We start from the raw sequence: 19,205 nt of genomic DNA on the forward strand, positions 1-19,205 counted from the left end.
ACGCTTTCTGCTTTTCGAAAAGAGTACAAACTATATTCAGATGAGATGGTCGGATTGATAAAAAATTATGAAATCAACGTAATTTTTACGTTTCTGATGATTAATTAAAAATGGAAAATATCATGTCAGGAGAATTTTATATTCGCTTTGAATCTTTTGAATGGTATCAAAATAATCAGAAATCCATTGCAAGTTATCTTTCCTCTTTGCCTTGTTTTATCGAGCAGAATAATCGTAACGAATTTTGGCTGTTGGGATTGGAAGACAGGAATCTTCCAGAGCGATGGGAATTTGATATGCGTCTTTTTTTTAAAAAGCAATTTATATTGCTTGAGATTTCTGGGCATCCGGATAGTGTTTCAAAAGATTTAATGAAATTCTTGAACTGGTTAAGAGAACGAACGAGTATTATTGTGCAAGACGAAGATGGTGAACCTTTCGGTTGGTAGTTTTTTTGTTACTTTATTTTCCTTGCTTATTCCTTATTTCTTTCTACCATAGGCATTGTATGCAATCTAATTTGTAATTTTGTAAAAGGACTTTTTATGTCAAACTTAACATTTCGTACCGAAAAAGATTTATTAGGAACATTGGATGTTCCTAGTGAAGCATATTATGGTATTCAAACATTAAGGGCGATTAATAATTTTAAATTAACGGGTGTTCCGCTATCTCATTTTGCGCATCTTGTGAATGGGCTTGCTTTGGTAAAATGGGCTGCTGCTGCTGCAAATCATAAACTTGGTTATTTATCCGACGAAAAATATAATGCCATAGAAAAAGCATGCCAACGCATTGTTAATGGCGAATTTCACGACCAATTCCAAGTGGATATGATTCAAGGTGGGGCTGGGACGTCAACCAACATGAATGCCAACGAAGTCATTGCCAATATAGCTTTGGAAGAAATGGGGCATCAAAAGGGTGAGTATCAGTATCTTCACCCAAATAATGATGTGAATATGGCTCAGTCAACGAATGATGCTTATCCTACTGCTATTCGTGTGGGATTATTGTTGGGATATGATACTTTATTGGTGTCTCTTTCTAAATTAAGAGATTCTTTTGCAAAGAAAGGTGAAGAATTTGGTCATGTAATTAAAATGGGGCGCACTCAATTGCAAGACGCAGTGCCAATGACGTTGGGACAAGAATTTCACGCATTTGCGACGACATTAACGGAAGATTTAGAACGTATTCGGGCGCTGGTTCCAGATTTGCTTTGTGAAATTAATTTAGGTGGAACTGCAATTGGTACAGGAATTAATGCTGACCCACATTATCAAGCATTAGCTGTAGAGCATTTGGCAAAAATCACAGGGCATAAATTAGTTCCAGCAACAGATTTAATTGAAGCAACTTCTGATATGGGGGCTTTTGTATTATTATCTGGCATGTTGAAACGTACTGCGGTGAAATTATCCAAGATTTGTAATGATTTAAGACTATTATCAAGTGGACCAAGAGCAGGAATTAATGAAATTAATTTGCCAGCTCGACAACCAGGCAGTTCAATTATGCCTGGAAAAGTTAATCCTGTTATTCCAGAAGCAGTCAACCAGGTCGCATTTACGGTGATCGGAAATGATTTGGCGCTAACTTTGGCTGCAGAAGGCGGGCAGTTACAGTTGAATGTAATGGAGCCTTTAATTGCTTATAAAACCATGAGCTCTAGCATTTTGTTAATCCGTGCAATGGATATGTTAAGAGAATTATGTATTGACGGGATTACAGCCAATGTTGAGCATTGTAAAAATCTTGTCGAACACTCTATTGGTTTAGTGACAGCGTTAAACCCATATATTGGATATGAAAATGCCACCAGAATTGCCCGTAAAGCATTGGAAACAGGAAAGGGTGTTCTGGAACTTGTTCGTGAAGAAAAACTCTTAAGTGAAGCTGAACTTGAGAAAATATTGAAGCCTGAAAATATGATTGCGCCACATTTGGCATTATCTGACCTAAAGCACTAGATCTTTTTTCTAAGATAGTTGAAATATTCTATTTCTTGCTAGCAGTTCAACTTGCGAGTAGGAAATAGAATTTTGTTTTTTATCAACCTATTTGAATAAATATTACATTTTAGATCGAGATTAGGTATATATTTTTGTCTCACGTTTTTTTTGAGCAGGTTAGTACCAATTTATGATTATCTCTATTATCATTATTATATGTTTAATTTTTCTGAATGGCATCTTTGCTATGGGAGAATTGGCATTAATTTCTAGCCGAAAAACACGTTTAGTAACGATGCAGCGCCAAGGCATACGTGGGGCAGATCGTGCCATACGGTTGATGGAAGATCCACACAGTTTTTTACCAACCATTCAAATAGGAATAACCATTGTTTCAATTTTTGAAGGTGCGTTTGGGGGCGCAAGGCTAGAGGCAGGTTTAAGCGGATGGCTTAGCACATTTCCTGTTATTGGTTCTTTGGCTGATGATATTTCCATTTTTGTTGTCGTTTTGGTGATTACGTTCTTTATGTTGGTTTTTGGTGAGCTCATTCCAAAGCAACTTGCTCTACAAGATCCAGAGGCGATTGCCGTTCGATTGGCTAGAACATTTGAAATTATGTCCAAGATTGCTGGTCCAGGCGTATGGGTCTTAGGAAAATGTTCAGAGGCTATTTTGAAAATATTACGTCGTCATAAAAATGTTCGTGTCTCTGTAAGTGAGGAAGAGCTGAGGGCGTATATTGCTGAAGGGGCTCAGACTGGTATTCTTGAAATTGAAGAACGCAATATGATAGAGAGGCTACTCCGTTTAGCAGATCGTCCAGTTAGAGCATTAATGCGACCAAGAAATGAAATTGTCTGGGTTGATCGGTCGGCCTCTGAGCAAGAATTAAAAAAAACGCTATTAAATGCACAGCATACTCGTTTGGTCGTTTGTGAAGGCGGGATTGATAATCCATTGGGGATTATTACAGCCAATGATGTATTGACCATGTTGTTACAAGGAAAAGAACTGTCGATTGATGTATGTCTGCAATTACCATTGGTTGTTCCTGACAGTATGTCTGCGCTGGATGCATTGGAACGGTTAAGAGCCGATATATTAGGTGTTGTGTTAGTATTAGATGAGTATGGTTCTTTCGAGGGTATTATTACTGTGTCTGATATTTTTAAGGCAATCGTTGGCGAAGAAAATGAACCTTTGGATGCGCCACGTTTAGAATCAGGTGGGGTGAATGAATATTTACTCGATGGTACAACATTGGTTGATGGGGTGAAAGATCAGTTAAATCTTGATGACCTACCTGGTGAAGGTAGTTACCACACCTTGGGAGGATTGATTCTAGCTTTGTTACGCCGTGTGCCTGTAACAGGCGACAAAGTTGTATTTTCTGGTTGGTTATTTGAAGTGGTCGAAATGGATGGCAGGCGTGTGACGAAGGTGCAAGCAAGTCGTGAAGCTGTTGCAAAGAATTAGAATTGCTTGATATGACCAATTGAAAAAGGCTTTCCTGTTTATCAAGGAAAGCCTTTTTATTTTAATGAATAGTTACGGATTTCATAATATGTCGCTCATTTTCGAAACAAGGCCATTCATTTTTTACTAAAGAATTTAATGAAGGCCTTGGAAGATCGAGTTCTTTGGAATAAATCCATAAATAAGTTAATGCACGATGTAAATAATGTCTGGTTTCAGTTACAGGAATGGTTTCCATAAATAATAAAGGGTCGTGTTGATGGTCAGTTATATCTAGCCATTTATTAATCATAGAGGGACCTGCATTATAGCTGGCCAACATATGTAATAAATTGCCGCCTTGATTATCTTTTTTGTTGGACAATTCAGCCAAATGTTCCAAGTAGAGTTGCCCTATTTCTAAATTAAGAGCTGCGTTTTTTAGCTCTGATGGATAATTTAATGAAACATTATCTTGTTTTTTAGCGATATATTGGGCGGTTACGGGCATAATTTGCATTAATCCCATCGCGCCATTTTGAGAGATTGCTTTGCTATTAAAATTTGATTCTAATCGAGTTAATGCATAAACAAGCGCTGGATTCATTTTAAACCCGTGCCTTGGCTTTAACGTAGGCAGAGGCAGAGCAACGTTGCTTTTAACGGCTTCTTCATGATGCGTTAAAATGGTTTTTAATTGGTTAGAAAGTGTTTCAAAATCAGCAGCTTCAGCAATTAGTTGAATAGAACGGGATAGGGCAATATTATGATTGCTTTGCATCCATAGCTGTCTAAGGACGATCTCCGCTCTTTCTCTTTGCCCCACCTGTAATAATGCAAAAAAACGTTTTCCAAAAGGCGTGTCTTCAACCGCACTAACGTCAGCATTACTTGCTGTATCATTTGATGAAGAGGGTTTGGAAAGATTTTGTTTGTCTTTTTCCAATGTTTCTTGGGCTAAGATCCCATAAAAGGTTAAAGGCGCATTTGCAGCTTTACGTAGCCAGGTTTGATATCCATTTGGATCATGTGCTTGTAAGCGTGTGCGTGCTGCCCAAAAGAAGCAACCTGCTTGAATATGGGATGCCGTTATATCGGCATGAGAGGCTTTGGAGAATAAGTAAAAAGCCAAGTCATTATTATTTTGTTTCCACGCAATCAGGCCAGCAATATAGCCTGCTAGCCCCACGCGTCCTTTGGAAAGCGAAAATGCTTGTTGTGCTATACGAAGTGCGTCTTCATCTTTTCCGATAGAAAAAAGCTGCTGCGCAATTTCAGCTTGTAATTGAGCTGCGTATAGATCCGTCATCCCTGAAGTTTTTTTGATGAGGTGTAGGGCACTTGTTGCCCCTTTTATCCCCAAAGTACTACGGGTATAAATGGTTTTATCTAATAAAGGATTTCTTTTAAAAGGCGTTACGATAGGATCTGTTTCTGTCGGCATAGGCAATGATGCTTGCTTTACATCTGCTTTTAAGACAGGGAAGGCGTGATCCATAGGAATGGGTGTATTGGTAGTATTTAAACTGTTCAATCTTTTGATGATTTCTGGAGAATCAGCATAAGTTGGAAAGTTTTTTAACCAAAGTCTGAGTTGCCCAGTATTTGGGGTAAATTGAGGGTTAAGATAACGCTCGGCCAAAATATCGCCAAGCAACAAATTGTCTGAAATCGCAATTGTTTCAGACTGAGCCGTTTTGAAATCCCCTTGACGTTGAAGATCAAATATGTGGCGAATACGCCGAGCATCCAACGCATCTAATGGGCGCGGAAACCGAATTGAACCATTACTGCCACTTGATGAAGGACGAGTGGTTGTGATGGTTGCTTCTTCATATTGATCTTGTTGCTGAGGTGTTTGCGCTCTGATCGTAGACGCTGAAACACCTGCCAACAAGGTTGCACTGGCCACCAAAGCCCGAACAACCGAAGGGGAGATAGAATATATCCCTTGCATAATGCCCCAATATGTAAGTTATTTGTCTAATAAATCAAGTTTTTTATTTTAAAAGTAGGCGAAATGGTATAATTTATCAAACAAATCAAAGGCTTATATAGGAAAATTTATACCTGCTTCTTCAAGCGTTTTACGAATATGTAAAAGGTCATGCCAAGTTTCTTGTCTTATCTTTGCGCTGGCTTGGATTTGAGAGGGGTGACGTAAAGGAAATAATTGTAATGTAATATGTGTTTGTGGCAGATGAATCGTATGCCATTTCCCTTGTAATTGACTGATTGGGGCGGAAGTCTGTGTTAAGACGCGAGCAGGTAGAATGCCAACACTAAATATGAATTGAGGTTTGTAGATCTCTAGTGCCTTGTAAAGAAAAGGTAAACAGACGGTCAGCTCATTGTTGGATAATTGTCGTCCTCCTGGTGGGCGCCAAGGGATAATTGGCATACGGAAGCAATCCTCCAAAGAAAGATGAATGCTATTTAACATCTGATTGAGCCAGAATTCAGATTGACCAAAAAATACTTGCCCACTACGATCTTCGTCAGCATCAGGAACTTCGCCAATGACAAAAATAGGTGAATTTGGATTTCCCTTTGGCAAAATAGAATGCATTGCCGTATTATGTAAAGGGAACTCTTTAAAAGAAGCAATAGCCTTGCAAAGCTCATCTATATTTTTTGCTTGTAAGGATTGATTTGTATGTTTTACAAGGGAATGATGATGCGGAGAAGATGTTTTGATAACAGGGATTGAAGGGGTTGACTTTCTGTCATCCAAGTGGTTTGTACATAAGGATGTGAGGGTTTCATCAACGCCCCATTCTGAATAAAGAGTTAAAAGAGATAAATGATCAAACATGTTGGGTAACGATCAATCTGAAGGTTGATTAAAATCCTGCTTATTGAAAAGATATACATTATGCAATGTCCTCGCTTTTTATGCACTATATTTTTATCTATTTCTATGATTGCTGAAATTCCTTTGGCTTCACAAGCTGTGGCTGTGGCACAGGATCCCGATCCTGTTTTATCTTTTGAGCATAAAAAGGGGGGGTATGGCGATTATTTAGCCGCTGTATTTGCCGCCAGAACTGATGATAGTGATATGGCATCCCGCCTTTATCATAATGTGTTATCTTTACGCCCAACCGATAATGATTTACGTCGGATCACTTTTTACCACAGTGTGTTGGCGGGAAATGATATTGCTGTGCAACTGGCAAAAACCCAAAAAGATCCTATTGCAGACTTAATTATGGCAAATGATGCGATTTTAAAGGGGCAGTGGCAAGATGCATATCGTTACGTTTCGCGCCCTCCGATGGATATGTTCAGTCAAATGACCTATCCTTTATTACAAGCATGGTGTTTATATGGTGAGGGTAACAAAGACCAAGCCTTAGCAATGTTAATTAAAAATAGTCAAGGCAAACCGTTATCCGCTTTATATACGTTACATACGGGTATTATGTATTCTTTAGCTAAAGATGATGATAAAGCGGGTGCCTATTTTGAAAGAGCTAATAAATCCTTTCCTGGTGAAGATATGCTCTTAACCCAGACTTATGGAAACTGGCTTATTCGGCATCATAGAGCTGGTAAAGCTGAAGCTATGGTGGGTAATTTAGTCAAAAACTTACCTTTTTTACAAGTTTCCGCACAAGATATTAAAAATGACTTACAACAATTTCCATTAAAAAATACGCAACAGGCAATTGCACAAGTTTATTTAGCAATGGCATCTTTGTTGCAACAAGATATTGCCTCTCAACCACCAGATAGTAATATTGATCAGAAGCTCGCTAATAGGATAGCGCTACACACCGAGCAGATATTTTTACGATTAGCACTAAAATTAAACCCTGATTTATCTTCTGCAAAAATGATGTTGTCTGGAATTTTGGCACAAGAAAAAAATTTCGAAGCAGCAAAAGATGTTTTATTACCTATTGCTGTAAATGATCCATTAAAGACCGTTATGCAGTTGCGTGTTGCGCGTTTAAATGCATTGTTAGATCATAATGAGCAAGCAGAAAAAGAAATAAAAGCTCTTATTCAAGACTATCCTTTGTCGGCCGATATTCGACAGGCTTTGGCGGATTTATATTTTGATCAAAAACAATATCAAAAGGCAGCGGAAACATATAGTAAAGTTTTAGAGCTGACCCAATTAATGGATAGTAGTGTTTGGCCAGTATTTTTTGCACGTGCAGCATCCTATGAAAAATTAAACCAATGGGATAAAGCAGAGAAAGACTTAAAACAAGCCTTGGTATTTGCACCCAATGAGCCCATGTTGTTGAATTTTCTTGGGTATTCTTGGATATTAAAAGGAAAAAATACCCAAGAAGCACAAGAAATATTACAAAAAGCCGTTGATATTGCTCCTGAAGAAGGCGCCATTCGGGATAGTCTTGGTTGGGCAATGTTGGTCAATAATCAACTTGACGATGCGGTTAAGCAATTAGAGTTAGCGGCAGAAACAATTCCACAAGATCCAGAATTGAACTATCATCTAGGGGTTGCGTATTGGAAAACAGGGCGACATCAAGAGGCGATTAATCAATGGAATGTGGCGTTAACCTGTTCGCCTACTCCTGAGGAAAAAGAACTGATTTTAAACGCATTACAAAACGTCAAAGAAAACAAAGATATTACCGTCATTACTCCAGAAAAATAGAGACAGAGGATATTTCCAATTATGGAAGAAAAAGCGTATGCAAAGATTAATTTAAATTTGCATGTAACAGGTAAAAGAGAAGATGGGTATCATTTATTAGATAGCTTGGTGGTTTTTCCTGATGTTGGGGATCGTGTGATAGTAATGCCTGCCAAGGCTGGGCAAACGGATTTGGTCAATTTGCAGATAGTCGGGCCATTTTCTGCATCATTACAAAACGAAGATTTAAAGAGTAATCTGATTGTTAAAGCTGCATATCAATTGGCAGCTTTAGCAAAGAAAGAGTTATCACCTGTCAATTTAATTCTTGAAAAGAATTTACCAGTAGCTTCTGGGATTGGGGGTGGTTCTTCTGACGCTGCGGCAACGTTACGGGTATTAATTAACTATTGGAATATTGAAATATCATCGCAAGAGTTAGCACAGTTGGCATTAAAGTTGGGCGCAGACGTTCCTGTTTGTTTAACGCCTGTTGCACAACGAATGGAGGGAATAGGGGAAACACTTTCCTTGTTACCAGAATTGCCTCGGTTTGGAATGGTTTTGGTTAATCACGGAGAAGCTGTTTCGACAGCAGAAATTTTTCGTAAAAGAGATGCCCAATTTTCAAAGCATCTAGAGACTATAAATAGTGTAAATAATTTCGAGTTACTGATTCAAGAACTATTAAAATTGACCAATGATTTACAGCTGCCTGCTTGTGCGTTAAACTCCAAGATTACGACTGTATTACAATCAATTGAACAGCTGCCTTTTTGTCGTTTGTCTAGAATGAGTGGGTCTGGAGCAACTTGCTTTGGATTGTTTGAAACAGCACAACAGGCAAATGAAGCTGCAATTTTATTAGCGCAACAACATTCATGGTGGATTTGGGGAGGCGAGGGAAACATTAAATAGAGATATGTTTCTATTGTATTAATTTTTCAAAAACGATATCCATTATTTAAATAATAAGATAGAGAAAGAGAACAAAATGGCTATTGATATTAATATTAAAATTGCAGATGATCGTACCAAAGCAACCTTAACTTTTTCAGATGAGACCAATCCAGGTTCAAAGATTGATTTAACTCAAGCAGAATTAGAAGACCTTATCCGTGTATTAGGAATAGTAAATTGGTCTATGGCTGATGGAAAACCCATTCCTGATATTAAGGGTGCAAAAATAAAACCTGCATATCAAACAAAATGGGCGATACAAAAGGATAAAGATACAACGGGGACGTTGCTTGCATTTCAGCATCCTGGCTATGGTGCTGTTGGATTTGTATTATCTGATCAACAAACTAAAGAATATACAAAAGCATTGCAGAAAAGTTTAAAAGTCAAAAGATCTGCTTCGAATTAAAATTCAGAAACCTGTTTATTGTATAAAATAGGTTTCCAAATAGCTTAATCTGAAGTCGGTTAAATATATTTAAATGCTAGTATACCGCCGAGTAGTAGTATACAAAAAGTAGTGGCAACCCAAATCATTCGCTTTTCTATGAAGTCTTGAATAGGGGGGCCAAATTTATAAAGCAGTGCAGCTTCTGCAAAAAAACGTATCCCGCGAGTGACTAGACTGGCAATTATAAACGGCATAATAGAGAAATGTGCAGCTCCAGAAGCAATGGTGACAAATTTATAAGGAATAGGGGTTAATCCTTTGATTAGAATGATCCACACACCATATTGATTAAATTTTTCTTGTAAGTTAAGAAGCTGTTGTTCGGCGTGATAAAAATGAACGATTGGCATGGCCAAATATTGCAATAAGAACGCCCCAATAATCCATCCTAGCAATCCACCGAAAACACTGAAAATGGTGCATATGGTTGCATAAAACCAAGCTTTATGCCTTTTAGCAAGGATCATTGGACATAATAAAACATCAGGAGGTATAGGAAAGAAACTGGCTTCGGCAAAAGCAATACAAGCAAGCCATACCGTTGCGTAACGGCTTCCTGCTAATTGAATAGCACGTTGATAAAGGCGGTTGAGCATAACATTATTCCTGACTATCAAAGAATTAATATAGCTCTGCCATGTTTATCTTTGCTCTGCAAGGTTTTATATAAGCCATCAGGAGCTTATGCGATTAACGTCACTTTTGCGCATAGACCATTGGGCTGGCGATTATTTAATGTAATATCTCCACCTTGTCCATGAATAATATTTCTTGTGATCGATAACCCCAGTCCAGTTCCTCCTGTTGCCCGATTGCGGCTGGTTTCCATACGAACGAATGGTTCAAAAACGTGGTCTAGGGCTTCTTCGTTAATACCTGGCCCATCATCTTCAATTAAAATAACAATTCTTTTGTCGTGGTGTGGATCTTTTATTGAGGATAATTGTTCTATTTTTAACGTAACCGACACATTACCAGCATAATGGAGAGCATTTTCCATTAGGTTTTGTAAAGCACGTTTTAAACTAATAGGGCGGGCTTTAGTGGTGATATGCGGTGTTGGTTCACATAAAAGGATATTTTCTTTTTTATCAGGATGTGTTTCTTGTAATTCATGAATTAATGCATGTAATAATTTTGTTAAATCAATCGATACAATAGGTTCATGACGAGCGCTGTCTTTCCCAAAATCAAGGGTTGCTTTAATCATACTTTCTAATTCGTCTAAATCTGCAATAAATTTCTTTTGTAAGGTTGGATCCTCGATAAATTCAGAACGTAATTTTAATCGTGTGATCGGTGTGCGTAAATCGTGACCGATTGCAAGTAATAATTGGGTGCGATCATTAACAAAACGATTAATACGATGAGCCATATTATTAAATGCCCTTGCAGCACGAGCGACTTCCAAAGGACCAGTTTCAGGTAAAGGGGGAGCATTGACGTCTTGTCCCAGCCTTTCAGCAGCAGCAGCCAAAGTGCCAACAGGGGCAATTAAACGACGTACTCCCCAAAAGGTTAACAGTCCCGTTGCGGTTGCCATGACGAAAAAAGCGATTGGAAAAGTGGCTGATGTAAATGGGTTTGGAGATGACAACGTATAGCTGATATTTAACCATTTATTATCATCAGGCAGTTGAAAGGCAATGGCACTGCGATGCGTATCTCTGTCAGAAGCTGCAATGATTTCTTTGGGGCGTAATTCTGGTGGAAAGAGAACTGTGGTGAGTAAATGCGATACAGTTTGTTCTAACTTTTGAGATCGAGGTGAGATTTTTTGTAAATCAGGTTGATTAGATAAAAAGATTGTAAAGCCATGCATCGGATCAAGATCATTGATTTCATCGATACGATCAACACTATCCACTTCTGAAATATCACGATAGATTGCGGTCGCACGATTGGCGGCTTCTTGTTCTTGGGTAAGGCGGTCAAAGTCTAAACGATCCAATGTATGAATCATTAACCCGCAAGCCTCTACCAAGCCTATTCCAACAATCAACAATAATCCTGTTCTGGCTGCTAATGAAGAGGGCCATAAACGCCATTTTTTAGATGGTTTTCTAGACATGACGGACAGGTACTGCGATGAGATACCCCCCCCTATGAACAGTTTTAATGAGTTGAGACTGTCGTCCATCATCTTGCAATTTGCGCCTTAAACGGCTGAGCGTCACGTCAATCGTGCGATCTGTTGGGGGTAATTCATGTCCATAAAGAATTTCAGAGAGTTGGTCTCGTGTTACGACTTTGGGAGCATGTTCCAAGAGTGCCAGTAGTAGATCATATTCTTTTCCAGTCAGAGGCGTTTCTGTTTTATATAAATGGCGTAATTGGCGTGAAGTTGTATTTAAAACCCATTCACCAAATTGAATAGAGTGTTTATGTTGTTGACTATTGGATTGAATCCTACGTTGAGATCGATGTAAAACAGAGTGAATACGCGCAAGTAACTCTCTGGGGTTAAAAGGTTTTGCCACATAATCATCAGCACCTAGTTCCAGTCCAATAATTCTGTCTGTTTCTTCACCCATTGCGGTCAACATAATGATTGGAATATCGTCTTGTTGCCTTAACCAATGGGCAATTTCAAAACCACTTTCGCCTGGCAACATTAAATCTAAAATAACCAGATGATAAGTATTTTTTTTCCATATTTGTCGAGTTTGCTCGCCATTATATGCGTGGCTTACTTCAAAATGATGACGTTTTAAAAATTGAGAGAGAAGTTCAACGATCTCATGGTCATCATCAATAATTAGTAAATGTGCTGAATGTTCCATTGCTGATCCACCATGTTTTTTGAGAATATGTTCGTAAGAATTTTTTAATGAAAGTAAAGATATTTAAATTTGTTTTTTGTCGGTATAAGTTAAATATAATAACGGATAAGGTCTATTTTGCTGGTCATGATCTGTACGATGTGTTTGTTGAAAGCCTAGATGTTTGTAAAAATCAACGGCTTGAGTATTCTGTTCGTTAACAGTGGTTGTTAAATGAGCATGCTGTGATAAAGCGTGCGCAATCAGTGCCTTGCCAATGCCTTGTTTACGCAAAGTATGGTTAATAAATAAGGCTTCTATATGATTTTCGTTTAAAATCATAAAACCAATAATTTCTTTTTGTGCGTTCATTGCTAAAATAACTGGTATATTGGGTATAAAAGAAGAAAGCTCTTGATGGATAAGATGAAAGTCTTCATTTGATAAAAAATGATGGGTTGCTTTAACCGTATCATGCCATAGATTAATAATAGCTTGGCTATCTGATGGTGTTGATCGACGAATAGTAATGGTCATCATAGTGCCTTTGATTCTTTTTAAGGTAGTATTGGATATTATCGTGTTTAATGCGTTTTATAAATTTATTATTGAGTAAGGACTTTAAAATGATTGATGAAAAAACACCAACTGAAACATGGGATCAGTTAAAGAATAACGAGAATACGGTGTTAATTGATGTTCGTACACCTCAAGAGTGGGAACAAATAGGTTATCCTGATCTATCATCTTTGAATAAAAATATTTTAAAAATCAGTGTCCAAAATATTTACGGGGAACGAAATAATAATTTCATATCAGATTTGACTGAAGCTGGTTTAAAACCAGAACAAACACTTTATTTCGTCTGTAGATCTGGCAAGCGGAGTATGCTTGCAGCGATGCTTGCGCAACAAGCAGGGTTTTCCCATGTTATTAATGTGCAAGATGGATTTGAAGGTCCAGCAGATCAAACTGGTCGGACGGGAAATATCGCTGGATGGTTGGCTGAAAAGCTGCCTGCAATTCAGCCAATATAATTTAATTATTTATGTGATGCTGTTTCAGCATCATATAAAACTTCTAGAACAGCACACCAAGGATAACGAGTATCATAGCTGGTTCCATTTGGATCAGCTAATTTTCCTGATGAATCAACAGGAACATGGGTTAGAGCAACAGAATCGTCAACATTTCCCCCAATAATACTGATTTGACGCCCAAAAGGTTGTCCATTTTCATTAACAGCAACGACAATTCCACAATGTGCAGGGAACATATACCCTGTTGGCAAGCTAGAGAAACGGATACTATCTCTGTTTTTGCCACGTGCAGTGCAAATCATATCGCCAAGTTTAGGCGCATAATTTGCTGGATCTTGGGCACGTAGAATCTGAGATTCGCCAGAGGCTGCCGCATTGATATAAGTGGAATGGTTAGGTGAATAAGGGAAACGATTATTTGCACCTGCAATACGCATAACGTAAGATAAGAATGCAGCAGACCATGCATAATGTCCGTCATTACGAAAATTAAAGGTGCTGCCATTTGAATTATGTTTACCTGTATAACTGCCTTCGGACATGCCTGGATCCATACCAATCCACCAATATTCGCCAACACGCTGCCATAAACCTGGCATCCGTTCTGCTTTGAAATCTGGAACTTCTGGTTCAGGATGTTGTAATGGATCGTAATCTGCAACAGGTTGACCAAATAAACGCCATTCACGCAAAGCGATCGCAACAGCTTCTTGTCTTGCAAAAGGTTCAAAATTGTTGGTGGCAAAATCAGGTACACGATCATCATAATATGACCGTTGTTGAGGCGAAGTCCCCCCTGGATTTGTTTGAATTGGTTGATTAGAGGGACCACCACAAGCGGTTAAAAATCCCAATAGAATAAACGGTGACAACTTACGAATCATGTTTGTATTCAATCATCTTATAAATAAGGCGTTAACAGATATGAAGAATGTATTAATAAGCACTCTTGTGTAAAATAGTTTTTGCTTTTTTAAAATCATTTTTATTTATGAGAACACAGCATTACAAAAGGATTGTTGCTTTTTAGCACTTTAATATGAGATAAACGATTATATTCTACCTGATTATCAGGTGTTTTATAACTTTTTTTTAATTTATTGATAGTTAAGGTTTTTTTCATGATTGTAGCTCGTACTCTACAAGAATTTTTACAGGCCAGAGCTGGGTTCAACGATTATTCTGTTGCACTCGTTCCGACAATGGGTGCGTTGCATGAAGGGCATATGGCCTTGGTAAAACGTGCCAAGGAGCTGTCCCATTATTGTATTGTAACGATATTTGTTAATCAATTACAATTTGACCAGCAAGAAGATTTTACCCGTTATCCAAAAACAGAAGAACAAGATATTCGATTATTAGAGCAACATCACGTTGATTTGGTCTGGTTGCCAAGGGTAGGAGATATCTATCCTAAAGATTTTGCTACACATATTACAGTTGGTGGCCCTTCTTTGTTATGGGAAGGAGAAAAAAGACCAGGACATTTTTCAGGGGTTGCGACGGTTGTTTATCGTTTATTTTCCTTGATAAAACCTCATATTGCTTGTTTCGGAGAGAAAGATTGGCAGCAACTACAAGTAATCCATAGAATGGTCGAAGATTTGAATATACCTATTTCAATTTTTGGTGTGCCAATTGTTCGAGAAACTGACGGACTTGCAAAATCGTCTCGGAATCGTTTCTTATCACAAGAAGACCATCAGAAATCCGCATTATTATATAAAGTGTTAAAGCATAGTCATCAAAGATTATTGAACGGTGGGGTCGTTGCAGAAGTTTTACAAGATGCTGTGCAACAATTATCAGACAATGGATTTGAGGTGGATTATTTTAATGTTGTAGATGGTCAATCTTTATGTAAAATTACAGAATGGCAACAAAATGCACGATTAATTACGGCAGCCAAGTTGGGATCTGTCCGCCTATTGGATAATATATAAGAGAATTAAAAAAACCTTGTTATAAAAAACAAGGTTTTAAAAAGCGATCTGGGGCTAAGATCAGTCTACGGGAAGATCGTCTCGGTAGATTTTTTCTTTTCTCTCATGCATTTCTTGTGCTTCGATAGACAAAGTTGCAACTGGGCGTGCTTCCAGCCGTTTTAAGCTGATTGGTTCGCCAGTCACTTCGCAATAACCATAGGTGCCATCTTCAATTTTTCTTAGCGCATGTTCAATTTTCGAGAGTAATTTTCTTGCGCGATCATGCGTTCTTAATTCTAATGCACGGTCTGTTTCAGAACTGGCTCGATCATTTAGATCAATGTCAGCGGGTCGGTCTTGAGAAAGATGGTTTAGTGCTTCGTTTGAGTCGTTTAGAATAGAAGCTCGCCATGCTTCTAATTTTGCCTTAAAGTATGCGAGTTGACGAGGGTTCATAAACTCTTCGTCATCAGAAGGTTGGTAGTCATTTTTCAATGAAATCGTGTTCATATATTTAAGTACCTACTTTTTGCATATGGTAAAAATTGATAGATATTGAAAATTACCCTTACTCTTTGTTTTTTAAGGGTTATAATATCAACCGAACCTTACGCCAAGAAAAAAATGTACTTTCAATTAAAAAAATCTTAATCTACGAAATATATAAGACTAATATACCAGTTATATCCACTTTTATTACGAATATTTTAAGTATTTATTAATTAGATGTTGAATTGTATCGTTTTTTTTAAACAAAGCCCATTTTGTTTAAAAATTCTCTACTGGCTTTGACATCTTGTAAACTTCCATCTGCATGACGAGGATCTCTTTCTTGTTCAATGGTTATAAATCCTTCGTATTTAATTTGTTTCAACATAGTGTAAATGGATGGATAGTCCAATATGCCCTGACCAATTGGGCACATAACGCCTTTGGCACAAGCATCAAAGAACCGTATTTTTTCTTGCATGACGTTATGAAAGACAGACAAATTAATATCTTTAAAATGAATATAATCGATACGCTCTTGATAGTGTGAAAGCGTTTTAACTGGATCCATTCCAGCATAATATGTATGACCTGTATCAATACATAATCCAGCAGTTTGAGAATCAATATCTTGGACTATTTTTTCAATTTCGTCTGAAAATTCGATATATCCACCTGCGTGTGGGTGAATAACAGTACGTATACCATAAGTATCAAAAGAATGTTTTGCGATTAATTTAATTGTTTCGACCATTCCTTTCCAATCATTAAGTGGCAAACGTGGTGCACGATCACTATGTCCTGCTGCATAATCCCGAACGTCATGCCCCCAATCCATGATGGTTAAATAAGGAGCAGCATGACGTTGATTCGGATACTGTTTCGGTTTCGGAAGTTGTGATATTAAACGACAAATATTATCGGTTTGTAATAATAGCTCTTGACGGTTCGATAAGGATACAAGATCGTCAAAAATAGTTCCTGCGATAATAAATAAATTATATTGATTAAGTGCATTTAAAACCAGATTGATATCCAATGGTAAATATCCATATGGACCCAGTTCTAGCCCTTTATATCCAGCCAGGGAAGCCTCTTCTAAAACACGTTGCCACGGTGGTAGATAGGGGTTTTTTGGGTCATCAACCCCCCAACAACAGGGGGCTGTCGTAATAGACATATTAAGTGGATTTTGTTTAGTCATGATCTTATATCTTTGAATGCAAATTATCGTATTATTACGTTAATAATGTATAAGAAAATTTACAAAACACAGCTTTGTTACAAAACGTAAATTATACATCTCATTGTCTGGTAAATATAAACATTTTTATAAAAAAAATAATTTTTATAAAAAAAGACTTGTGATTCACTGGATAAAGGATCATATAGTAACCCAAATATGACGTCAGTCATTTGTTTCATGGAATATAGAGTGATTAAAATTATTTTAGCCTAGGTTAACCTATATAAGTATTGATTTTGGTCATATAAAATATATTCTACTTTTTCGAATTCGTTTGGCCCAAGGGGGCGTAATGCCCAACAGGCTATCTACTGGTTTAGGGGTACGTTGATGAACGCACTTGCTCAACTGGGGATGGTCTCGGAAGTTCCGAGAAGTAACCAGGTTTCGGGTGATCTTTCATATGAGGAAGATCGCAAAGATTATTTTATTGTTAGAGACGGTATGCGTTTTGCGGGGACACATTTGCTTGTGGATCTGTGGGATGCGACGAATCTAGATTCTCCTGAAGAAATAGATCGCGTTTTGCGCGAGGCTGCAATTGTTGCGGGCGCAACAATTTTGCATAGCCATTTCCATCATTTCTCTCCGAATGGTGGTGTATCAGGCGTCGTTGTGTTGGCAGAGAGCCATATTTCGATTCATACGTGGCCAGAACGCAATTTTGCCGCTTTGGATATTTTTATGTGTGGTTCATGTGATCCATATACATCTATCCCTGTTTTACAACGTTTTTTCAAACCAGAACGTATTGTTTTGGACGAACAGAGACGTGGAAAAGAAAATCTCTAGGCCAGATAATTGATCGGCGAGAGTTACAGATCAAGGAAAGCTGGGCAAATGAAATTGTCCAGCTTTTTTGTATTTGAAGATAGTGAAAAGGACAACAAAATGTCTAAACAATGGATCGATGAAACACTTTACGATGAATGGAAGCAAAGCTTTCGTGTTGATAAAGAATTAGTTCATAAACAATCTGATTTCCAAGATATTCGAATTATTGAGAATGAATTTTACGGACGTGTGTTGTTGTTGGACGGTGTAACACAAATTACTGAAAAAGACGAATTTGTTTACCAAGAAATGCTGACGCATGTTCCATTATTCACGCATGGCAATGCCAAAAGAGTTCTTATTATAGGTGCTGGGGACGGGGGTGTTCTACGTCGTGTTTTACAACATCCAGAAGTAGCAAAAGCAACCATGGTTGAAATTGATGGGGATGTTGTATCTTTATCAAAAGAATTTTTACCTAAGATTTCTGATGGATGTTGGGACAATCCAAGAGCAGAACTTATTATTGGCGATGGTATTCGATATGTTGCGGACGCCAAAGATGAAAGTTTCGATGTGATTATCGTTGATAGCACAGACCCAATTGGTGTTGGTGAAGTGTTATTCACAGATGCATTTTATCGTGATTGCGCCCGTATTTTAACAAGCCAAGGGTTGATTGTTAATCAATGTGGTGTTCCATTTATGCAAGCCGATGAGCTTCGTGAAACAAGTTTGCGTAGAGCCAAATTCTTTTCATATGTGTCTGCTTATGTTGCTGCAGTTCCAACCTATGTTGGTGGGTTTATGACATTAGGTATTGCTGGAAAAGGCAAGGATCAAACACGACAATCCGTCGATGTAATTACTGAGCGTGCCCAAAAATCAGGCATTTTAGGTAAAACAAAATATTGGTCACCAGAAGTTCATGCAGCTTCTTTTTGTCTGCCACCATATATTCAAACGCAATTGCCTTAAATGATGGGCAAGGAATATTAGAAGTGGTTCTAGATACTTCTAATATTCTATGTATAATGTTTATTGAAGAAGCTGTATAATTTTCAACTTGTCACGATGTATATGTTTATTTCTTTTGACGCTATTAATTCTTGATCGTCTTGAGTAAGCGTATGTATTATATCTTATTATAAAAAATAAAAAATTTGCCATAGATCACAGGTTTAAAAGCTAACAATATAATGTTGAAATATCGATTCAATCGATTTATAAAAAGCTGTAACTATGGCTAATTATTTGTAAAGCTAAGTTATATATTGAATGAGTGTGATATTGTAAGATCATACTGGTATTTTTGTGATAGCAATTTATTGCAATTGTTGGATTGCATAATTCATGAGAGCAGAGGCGAATAATGAACCAAGTGATGATCTTGCTGACCGTTTGTATTATTGCTTTAGCGATGTTTGCAATTTTTTATTCGTTATGGGATGTCCTAATGGGGCGTTGGTCAGAAAAGAAACGTATACAGAGCCAGATCGAAGATCAAAATGACTTTGATAACAGTTGAA

At 37.7% G+C, this 19,205-nt stretch carries 20 protein-coding genes; 11 read left to right on the forward strand and 9 right to left on the reverse strand.

The genetic code is table 11. The features are described 5' to 3' along the window. The first annotated feature begins 122 nt into the window (after window positions 1-122). From PQG52_RS00215 to PQG52_RS00225, 3 genes are all read left to right on the forward strand, one after another. Entirely contained in the window at window positions 123-449 is a 327-nt protein-coding gene (locus PQG52_RS00215) for a hypothetical protein (protein ID WP_271827378.1), read from the forward strand. A 96-nt stretch (window positions 450-545) separates the two neighbouring features. Further along, window positions 546-1,973 (forward strand): aspartate ammonia-lyase, encoded by a 1,428-nt coding sequence (aspA, locus tag PQG52_RS00220; protein ID WP_271789470.1) that lies wholly within the window; start codon window positions 546-548, stop codon window positions 1,971-1,973. Between the two features lie 172 nt (window positions 1,974-2,145). Then, complete coding sequence (locus tag PQG52_RS00225) at window positions 2,146-3,435, forward strand: hemolysin family protein (RefSeq protein ID WP_271827379.1); 1,290 nt, start codon at window positions 2,146-2,148, stop codon at window positions 3,433-3,435. 61 nt (window positions 3,436-3,496) lie between these two features. On the opposite strand, the gene PQG52_RS00230 is transcribed toward PQG52_RS00225, so the two are convergent. Both PQG52_RS00230 and PQG52_RS00235 read right to left on the reverse strand, forming a co-directional pair. Beyond that, a complete protein-coding gene (locus PQG52_RS00230; protein ID WP_271827380.1) occupies window positions 3,497-5,371 on the reverse strand; it encodes a lytic transglycosylase domain-containing protein in 1,875 nt (624 codons plus the stop codon). 93 nt (window positions 5,372-5,464) lie between these two features. After that, entirely contained in the window at window positions 5,465-6,229 is a 765-nt protein-coding gene (locus tag PQG52_RS00235) for a uracil-DNA glycosylase (protein WP_271827381.1), read from the reverse strand. Window positions 6,230-6,289: 60 nt separating this feature from the next. Between PQG52_RS00235 and PQG52_RS00240 the strand changes: the two genes are divergently transcribed. The 3 genes from PQG52_RS00240 to PQG52_RS00250 all read left to right on the forward strand — a co-directional run bounded on the left by PQG52_RS00240 (window position 6,290) and on the right by PQG52_RS00250 (window position 9,398). Then, window positions 6,290-8,050 (forward strand): tetratricopeptide repeat protein, encoded by a 1,761-nt coding sequence (locus tag PQG52_RS00240; RefSeq protein WP_271827382.1) that lies wholly within the window; start codon window positions 6,290-6,292, stop codon window positions 8,048-8,050. A gap of 21 nt (window positions 8,051-8,071) precedes the next feature. Beyond that, on the forward strand, window positions 8,072-8,947 hold the full coding sequence (locus PQG52_RS00245) for a 4-(cytidine 5'-diphospho)-2-C-methyl-D-erythritol kinase (protein ID WP_271827383.1): 876 nt from the start codon (window positions 8,072-8,074) through the stop codon (window positions 8,945-8,947). A 76-nt stretch (window positions 8,948-9,023) separates the two neighbouring features. Further along, window positions 9,024-9,398 (forward strand): hypothetical protein, encoded by a 375-nt coding sequence (locus PQG52_RS00250; protein ID WP_271827384.1) that lies wholly within the window; start codon window positions 9,024-9,026, stop codon window positions 9,396-9,398. A gap of 59 nt (window positions 9,399-9,457) precedes the next feature. Here the strand turns inward: PQG52_RS00250 and PQG52_RS00255 are convergent, their stop codons facing one another. The 4 genes from PQG52_RS00255 to PQG52_RS00270 all read right to left on the reverse strand — a co-directional run bounded on the left by PQG52_RS00255 (window position 9,458) and on the right by PQG52_RS00270 (window position 12,742). Beyond that, window positions 9,458-10,036 (reverse strand): YqaA family protein, encoded by a 579-nt coding sequence (locus PQG52_RS00255; RefSeq protein ID WP_271827385.1) that lies wholly within the window; start codon window positions 10,034-10,036, stop codon window positions 9,458-9,460. An 86-nt stretch (window positions 10,037-10,122) separates the two neighbouring features. Next, entirely contained in the window at window positions 10,123-11,583 is a 1,461-nt protein-coding gene (locus tag PQG52_RS00260; protein ID WP_271827386.1) for an ATP-binding protein, read from the reverse strand. After that, the gene (locus PQG52_RS00265; protein WP_271827387.1) at window positions 11,504-12,223 is read right to left on the reverse strand and encodes a response regulator; all 720 of its coding nucleotides are present in this window, start codon (window positions 12,221-12,223) and stop codon (window positions 11,504-11,506) included. The genes PQG52_RS00260 and PQG52_RS00265 overlap by 80 nt, the downstream gene beginning before the upstream one ends. Window positions 12,224-12,286: 63 nt before the next feature. Then, complete coding sequence (locus tag PQG52_RS00270; protein WP_271827388.1) at window positions 12,287-12,742, reverse strand: acetyltransferase; 456 nt, start codon at window positions 12,740-12,742, stop codon at window positions 12,287-12,289. 86 nt (window positions 12,743-12,828) lie between these two features. On the opposite strand from PQG52_RS00270, the gene PQG52_RS00275 reads away from it, so the two are divergent. After that, entirely contained in the window at window positions 12,829-13,239 is a 411-nt protein-coding gene (locus tag PQG52_RS00275) for a rhodanese-like domain-containing protein (RefSeq protein ID WP_271827389.1), read from the forward strand. Between the two features lie 5 nt (window positions 13,240-13,244). Here PQG52_RS00275 and PQG52_RS00280 read toward each other — a convergent pair whose 3' ends face one another. Further along, complete coding sequence (locus tag PQG52_RS00280) at window positions 13,245-14,126, reverse strand: DUF2272 domain-containing protein (protein ID WP_370866887.1); 882 nt, start codon at window positions 14,124-14,126, stop codon at window positions 13,245-13,247. 237 nt (window positions 14,127-14,363) lie between these two features. On the opposite strand from PQG52_RS00280, the gene panC reads away from it, so the two are divergent. Next, window positions 14,364-15,185 (forward strand): pantoate--beta-alanine ligase, encoded by an 822-nt coding sequence (panC, locus tag PQG52_RS00285; protein WP_271827390.1) that lies wholly within the window; start codon window positions 14,364-14,366, stop codon window positions 15,183-15,185. Window positions 15,186-15,245: 60 nt separating this feature from the next. Here panC and dksA read toward each other — a convergent pair whose 3' ends face one another. Both dksA and PQG52_RS00295 read right to left on the reverse strand, forming a co-directional pair. Next, window positions 15,246-15,677, reverse strand: coding sequence for an RNA polymerase-binding protein DksA (dksA, locus tag PQG52_RS00290; RefSeq protein WP_271789456.1), 432 nt, complete (start codon window positions 15,675-15,677; stop codon window positions 15,246-15,248). A gap of 238 nt (window positions 15,678-15,915) precedes the next feature. Beyond that, window positions 15,916-16,860: a sugar phosphate isomerase/epimerase family protein gene (locus tag PQG52_RS00295; RefSeq protein WP_271827391.1), complete on the reverse strand. Its 945-nt coding sequence runs from the start codon at window positions 16,858-16,860 to the stop codon at window positions 15,916-15,918. 372 nt (window positions 16,861-17,232) lie between these two features. On the opposite strand from PQG52_RS00295, the gene speD reads away from it, so the two are divergent. The 3 genes from speD (at window position 17,233) to PQG52_RS00310 (ending at window position 19,204) form a co-directional block, all read left to right on the forward strand. Continuing rightward, window positions 17,233-17,694 (forward strand): adenosylmethionine decarboxylase, encoded by a 462-nt coding sequence (gene speD / locus PQG52_RS00300; protein WP_271789454.1) that lies wholly within the window; start codon window positions 17,233-17,235, stop codon window positions 17,692-17,694. Between the two features lie 99 nt (window positions 17,695-17,793). Further along, window positions 17,794-18,654, forward strand: coding sequence for a polyamine aminopropyltransferase (speE, locus tag PQG52_RS00305; protein WP_271828147.1), 861 nt, complete (start codon window positions 17,794-17,796; stop codon window positions 18,652-18,654). A gap of 394 nt (window positions 18,655-19,048) precedes the next feature. Then, the gene (locus tag PQG52_RS00310; RefSeq protein WP_271789452.1) at window positions 19,049-19,204 is read left to right on the forward strand and encodes a hypothetical protein; all 156 of its coding nucleotides are present in this window, start codon (window positions 19,049-19,051) and stop codon (window positions 19,202-19,204) included. Window position 19,205: the final 1 nt, after the last annotated feature.

Origin of the sequence: Commensalibacter communis, assembly GCF_947179105.1 — a bacterium.
GTDB lineage: Bacteria > Pseudomonadota > Alphaproteobacteria > Acetobacterales > Acetobacteraceae > Commensalibacter > Commensalibacter communis.

Excerpts from the sequence above, each read along its gene's own strand:
- PQG52_RS00265 (WP_271827387.1), bottom strand. The coding sequence starts at position 12,223 with ATGGAACATTCAGCACATTTACTAATTATTGATGATGACCATGAGATC.
- aspA (WP_271789470.1), top strand. The coding sequence starts at position 546 with ATGTCAAACTTAACATTTCGTACCGAAAAAGATTTATTAGGAACATTG.
- PQG52_RS00215 (WP_271827378.1), top strand. The coding sequence starts at position 123 with ATGTCAGGAGAATTTTATATTCGCTTTGAATCTTTTGAATGGTATCAA.
- PQG52_RS00295 (WP_271827391.1), bottom strand. The coding sequence starts at position 16,860 with ATGACTAAACAAAATCCACTTAATATGTCTATTACGACAGCCCCCTGT.
- PQG52_RS00270 (WP_271827388.1), bottom strand. The coding sequence starts at position 12,742 with ATGATGACCATTACTATTCGTCGATCAACACCATCAGATAGCCAAGCT.
- panC (WP_271827390.1), top strand. The coding sequence starts at position 14,364 with ATGATTGTAGCTCGTACTCTACAAGAATTTTTACAGGCCAGAGCTGGG.
- PQG52_RS00245 (WP_271827383.1), top strand. The coding sequence starts at position 8,072 with ATGGAAGAAAAAGCGTATGCAAAGATTAATTTAAATTTGCATGTAACA.
- PQG52_RS00235 (WP_271827381.1), bottom strand. The coding sequence starts at position 6,229 with ATGTTTGATCATTTATCTCTTTTAACTCTTTATTCAGAATGGGGCGTT.
- dksA (WP_271789456.1), bottom strand. The coding sequence starts at position 15,677 with ATGAACACGATTTCATTGAAAAATGACTACCAACCTTCTGATGACGAA.
- PQG52_RS00240 (WP_271827382.1), top strand. The coding sequence starts at position 6,290 with ATGCAATGTCCTCGCTTTTTATGCACTATATTTTTATCTATTTCTATG.
- PQG52_RS00225 (WP_271827379.1), top strand. The coding sequence starts at position 2,146 with ATGATTATCTCTATTATCATTATTATATGTTTAATTTTTCTGAATGGC.
- PQG52_RS00310 (WP_271789452.1), top strand. The coding sequence starts at position 19,049 with ATGAACCAAGTGATGATCTTGCTGACCGTTTGTATTATTGCTTTAGCG.
- speE (WP_271828147.1), top strand. The coding sequence starts at position 17,794 with ATGTCTAAACAATGGATCGATGAAACACTTTACGATGAATGGAAGCAA.
- PQG52_RS00275 (WP_271827389.1), top strand. The coding sequence starts at position 12,829 with ATGATTGATGAAAAAACACCAACTGAAACATGGGATCAGTTAAAGAAT.
- PQG52_RS00260 (WP_271827386.1), bottom strand. The coding sequence starts at position 11,583 with ATGATGGACGACAGTCTCAACTCATTAAAACTGTTCATAGGGGGGGGT.
- speD (WP_271789454.1), top strand. The coding sequence starts at position 17,233 with ATGAACGCACTTGCTCAACTGGGGATGGTCTCGGAAGTTCCGAGAAGT.
- PQG52_RS00250 (WP_271827384.1), top strand. The coding sequence starts at position 9,024 with ATGGCTATTGATATTAATATTAAAATTGCAGATGATCGTACCAAAGCA.
- PQG52_RS00230 (WP_271827380.1), bottom strand. The coding sequence starts at position 5,371 with ATGCAAGGGATATATTCTATCTCCCCTTCGGTTGTTCGGGCTTTGGTG.
- PQG52_RS00280 (WP_370866887.1), bottom strand. The coding sequence starts at position 14,126 with ATGATTCGTAAGTTGTCACCGTTTATTCTATTGGGATTTTTAACCGCT.
- PQG52_RS00255 (WP_271827385.1), bottom strand. The coding sequence starts at position 10,036 with ATGCTCAACCGCCTTTATCAACGTGCTATTCAATTAGCAGGAAGCCGT.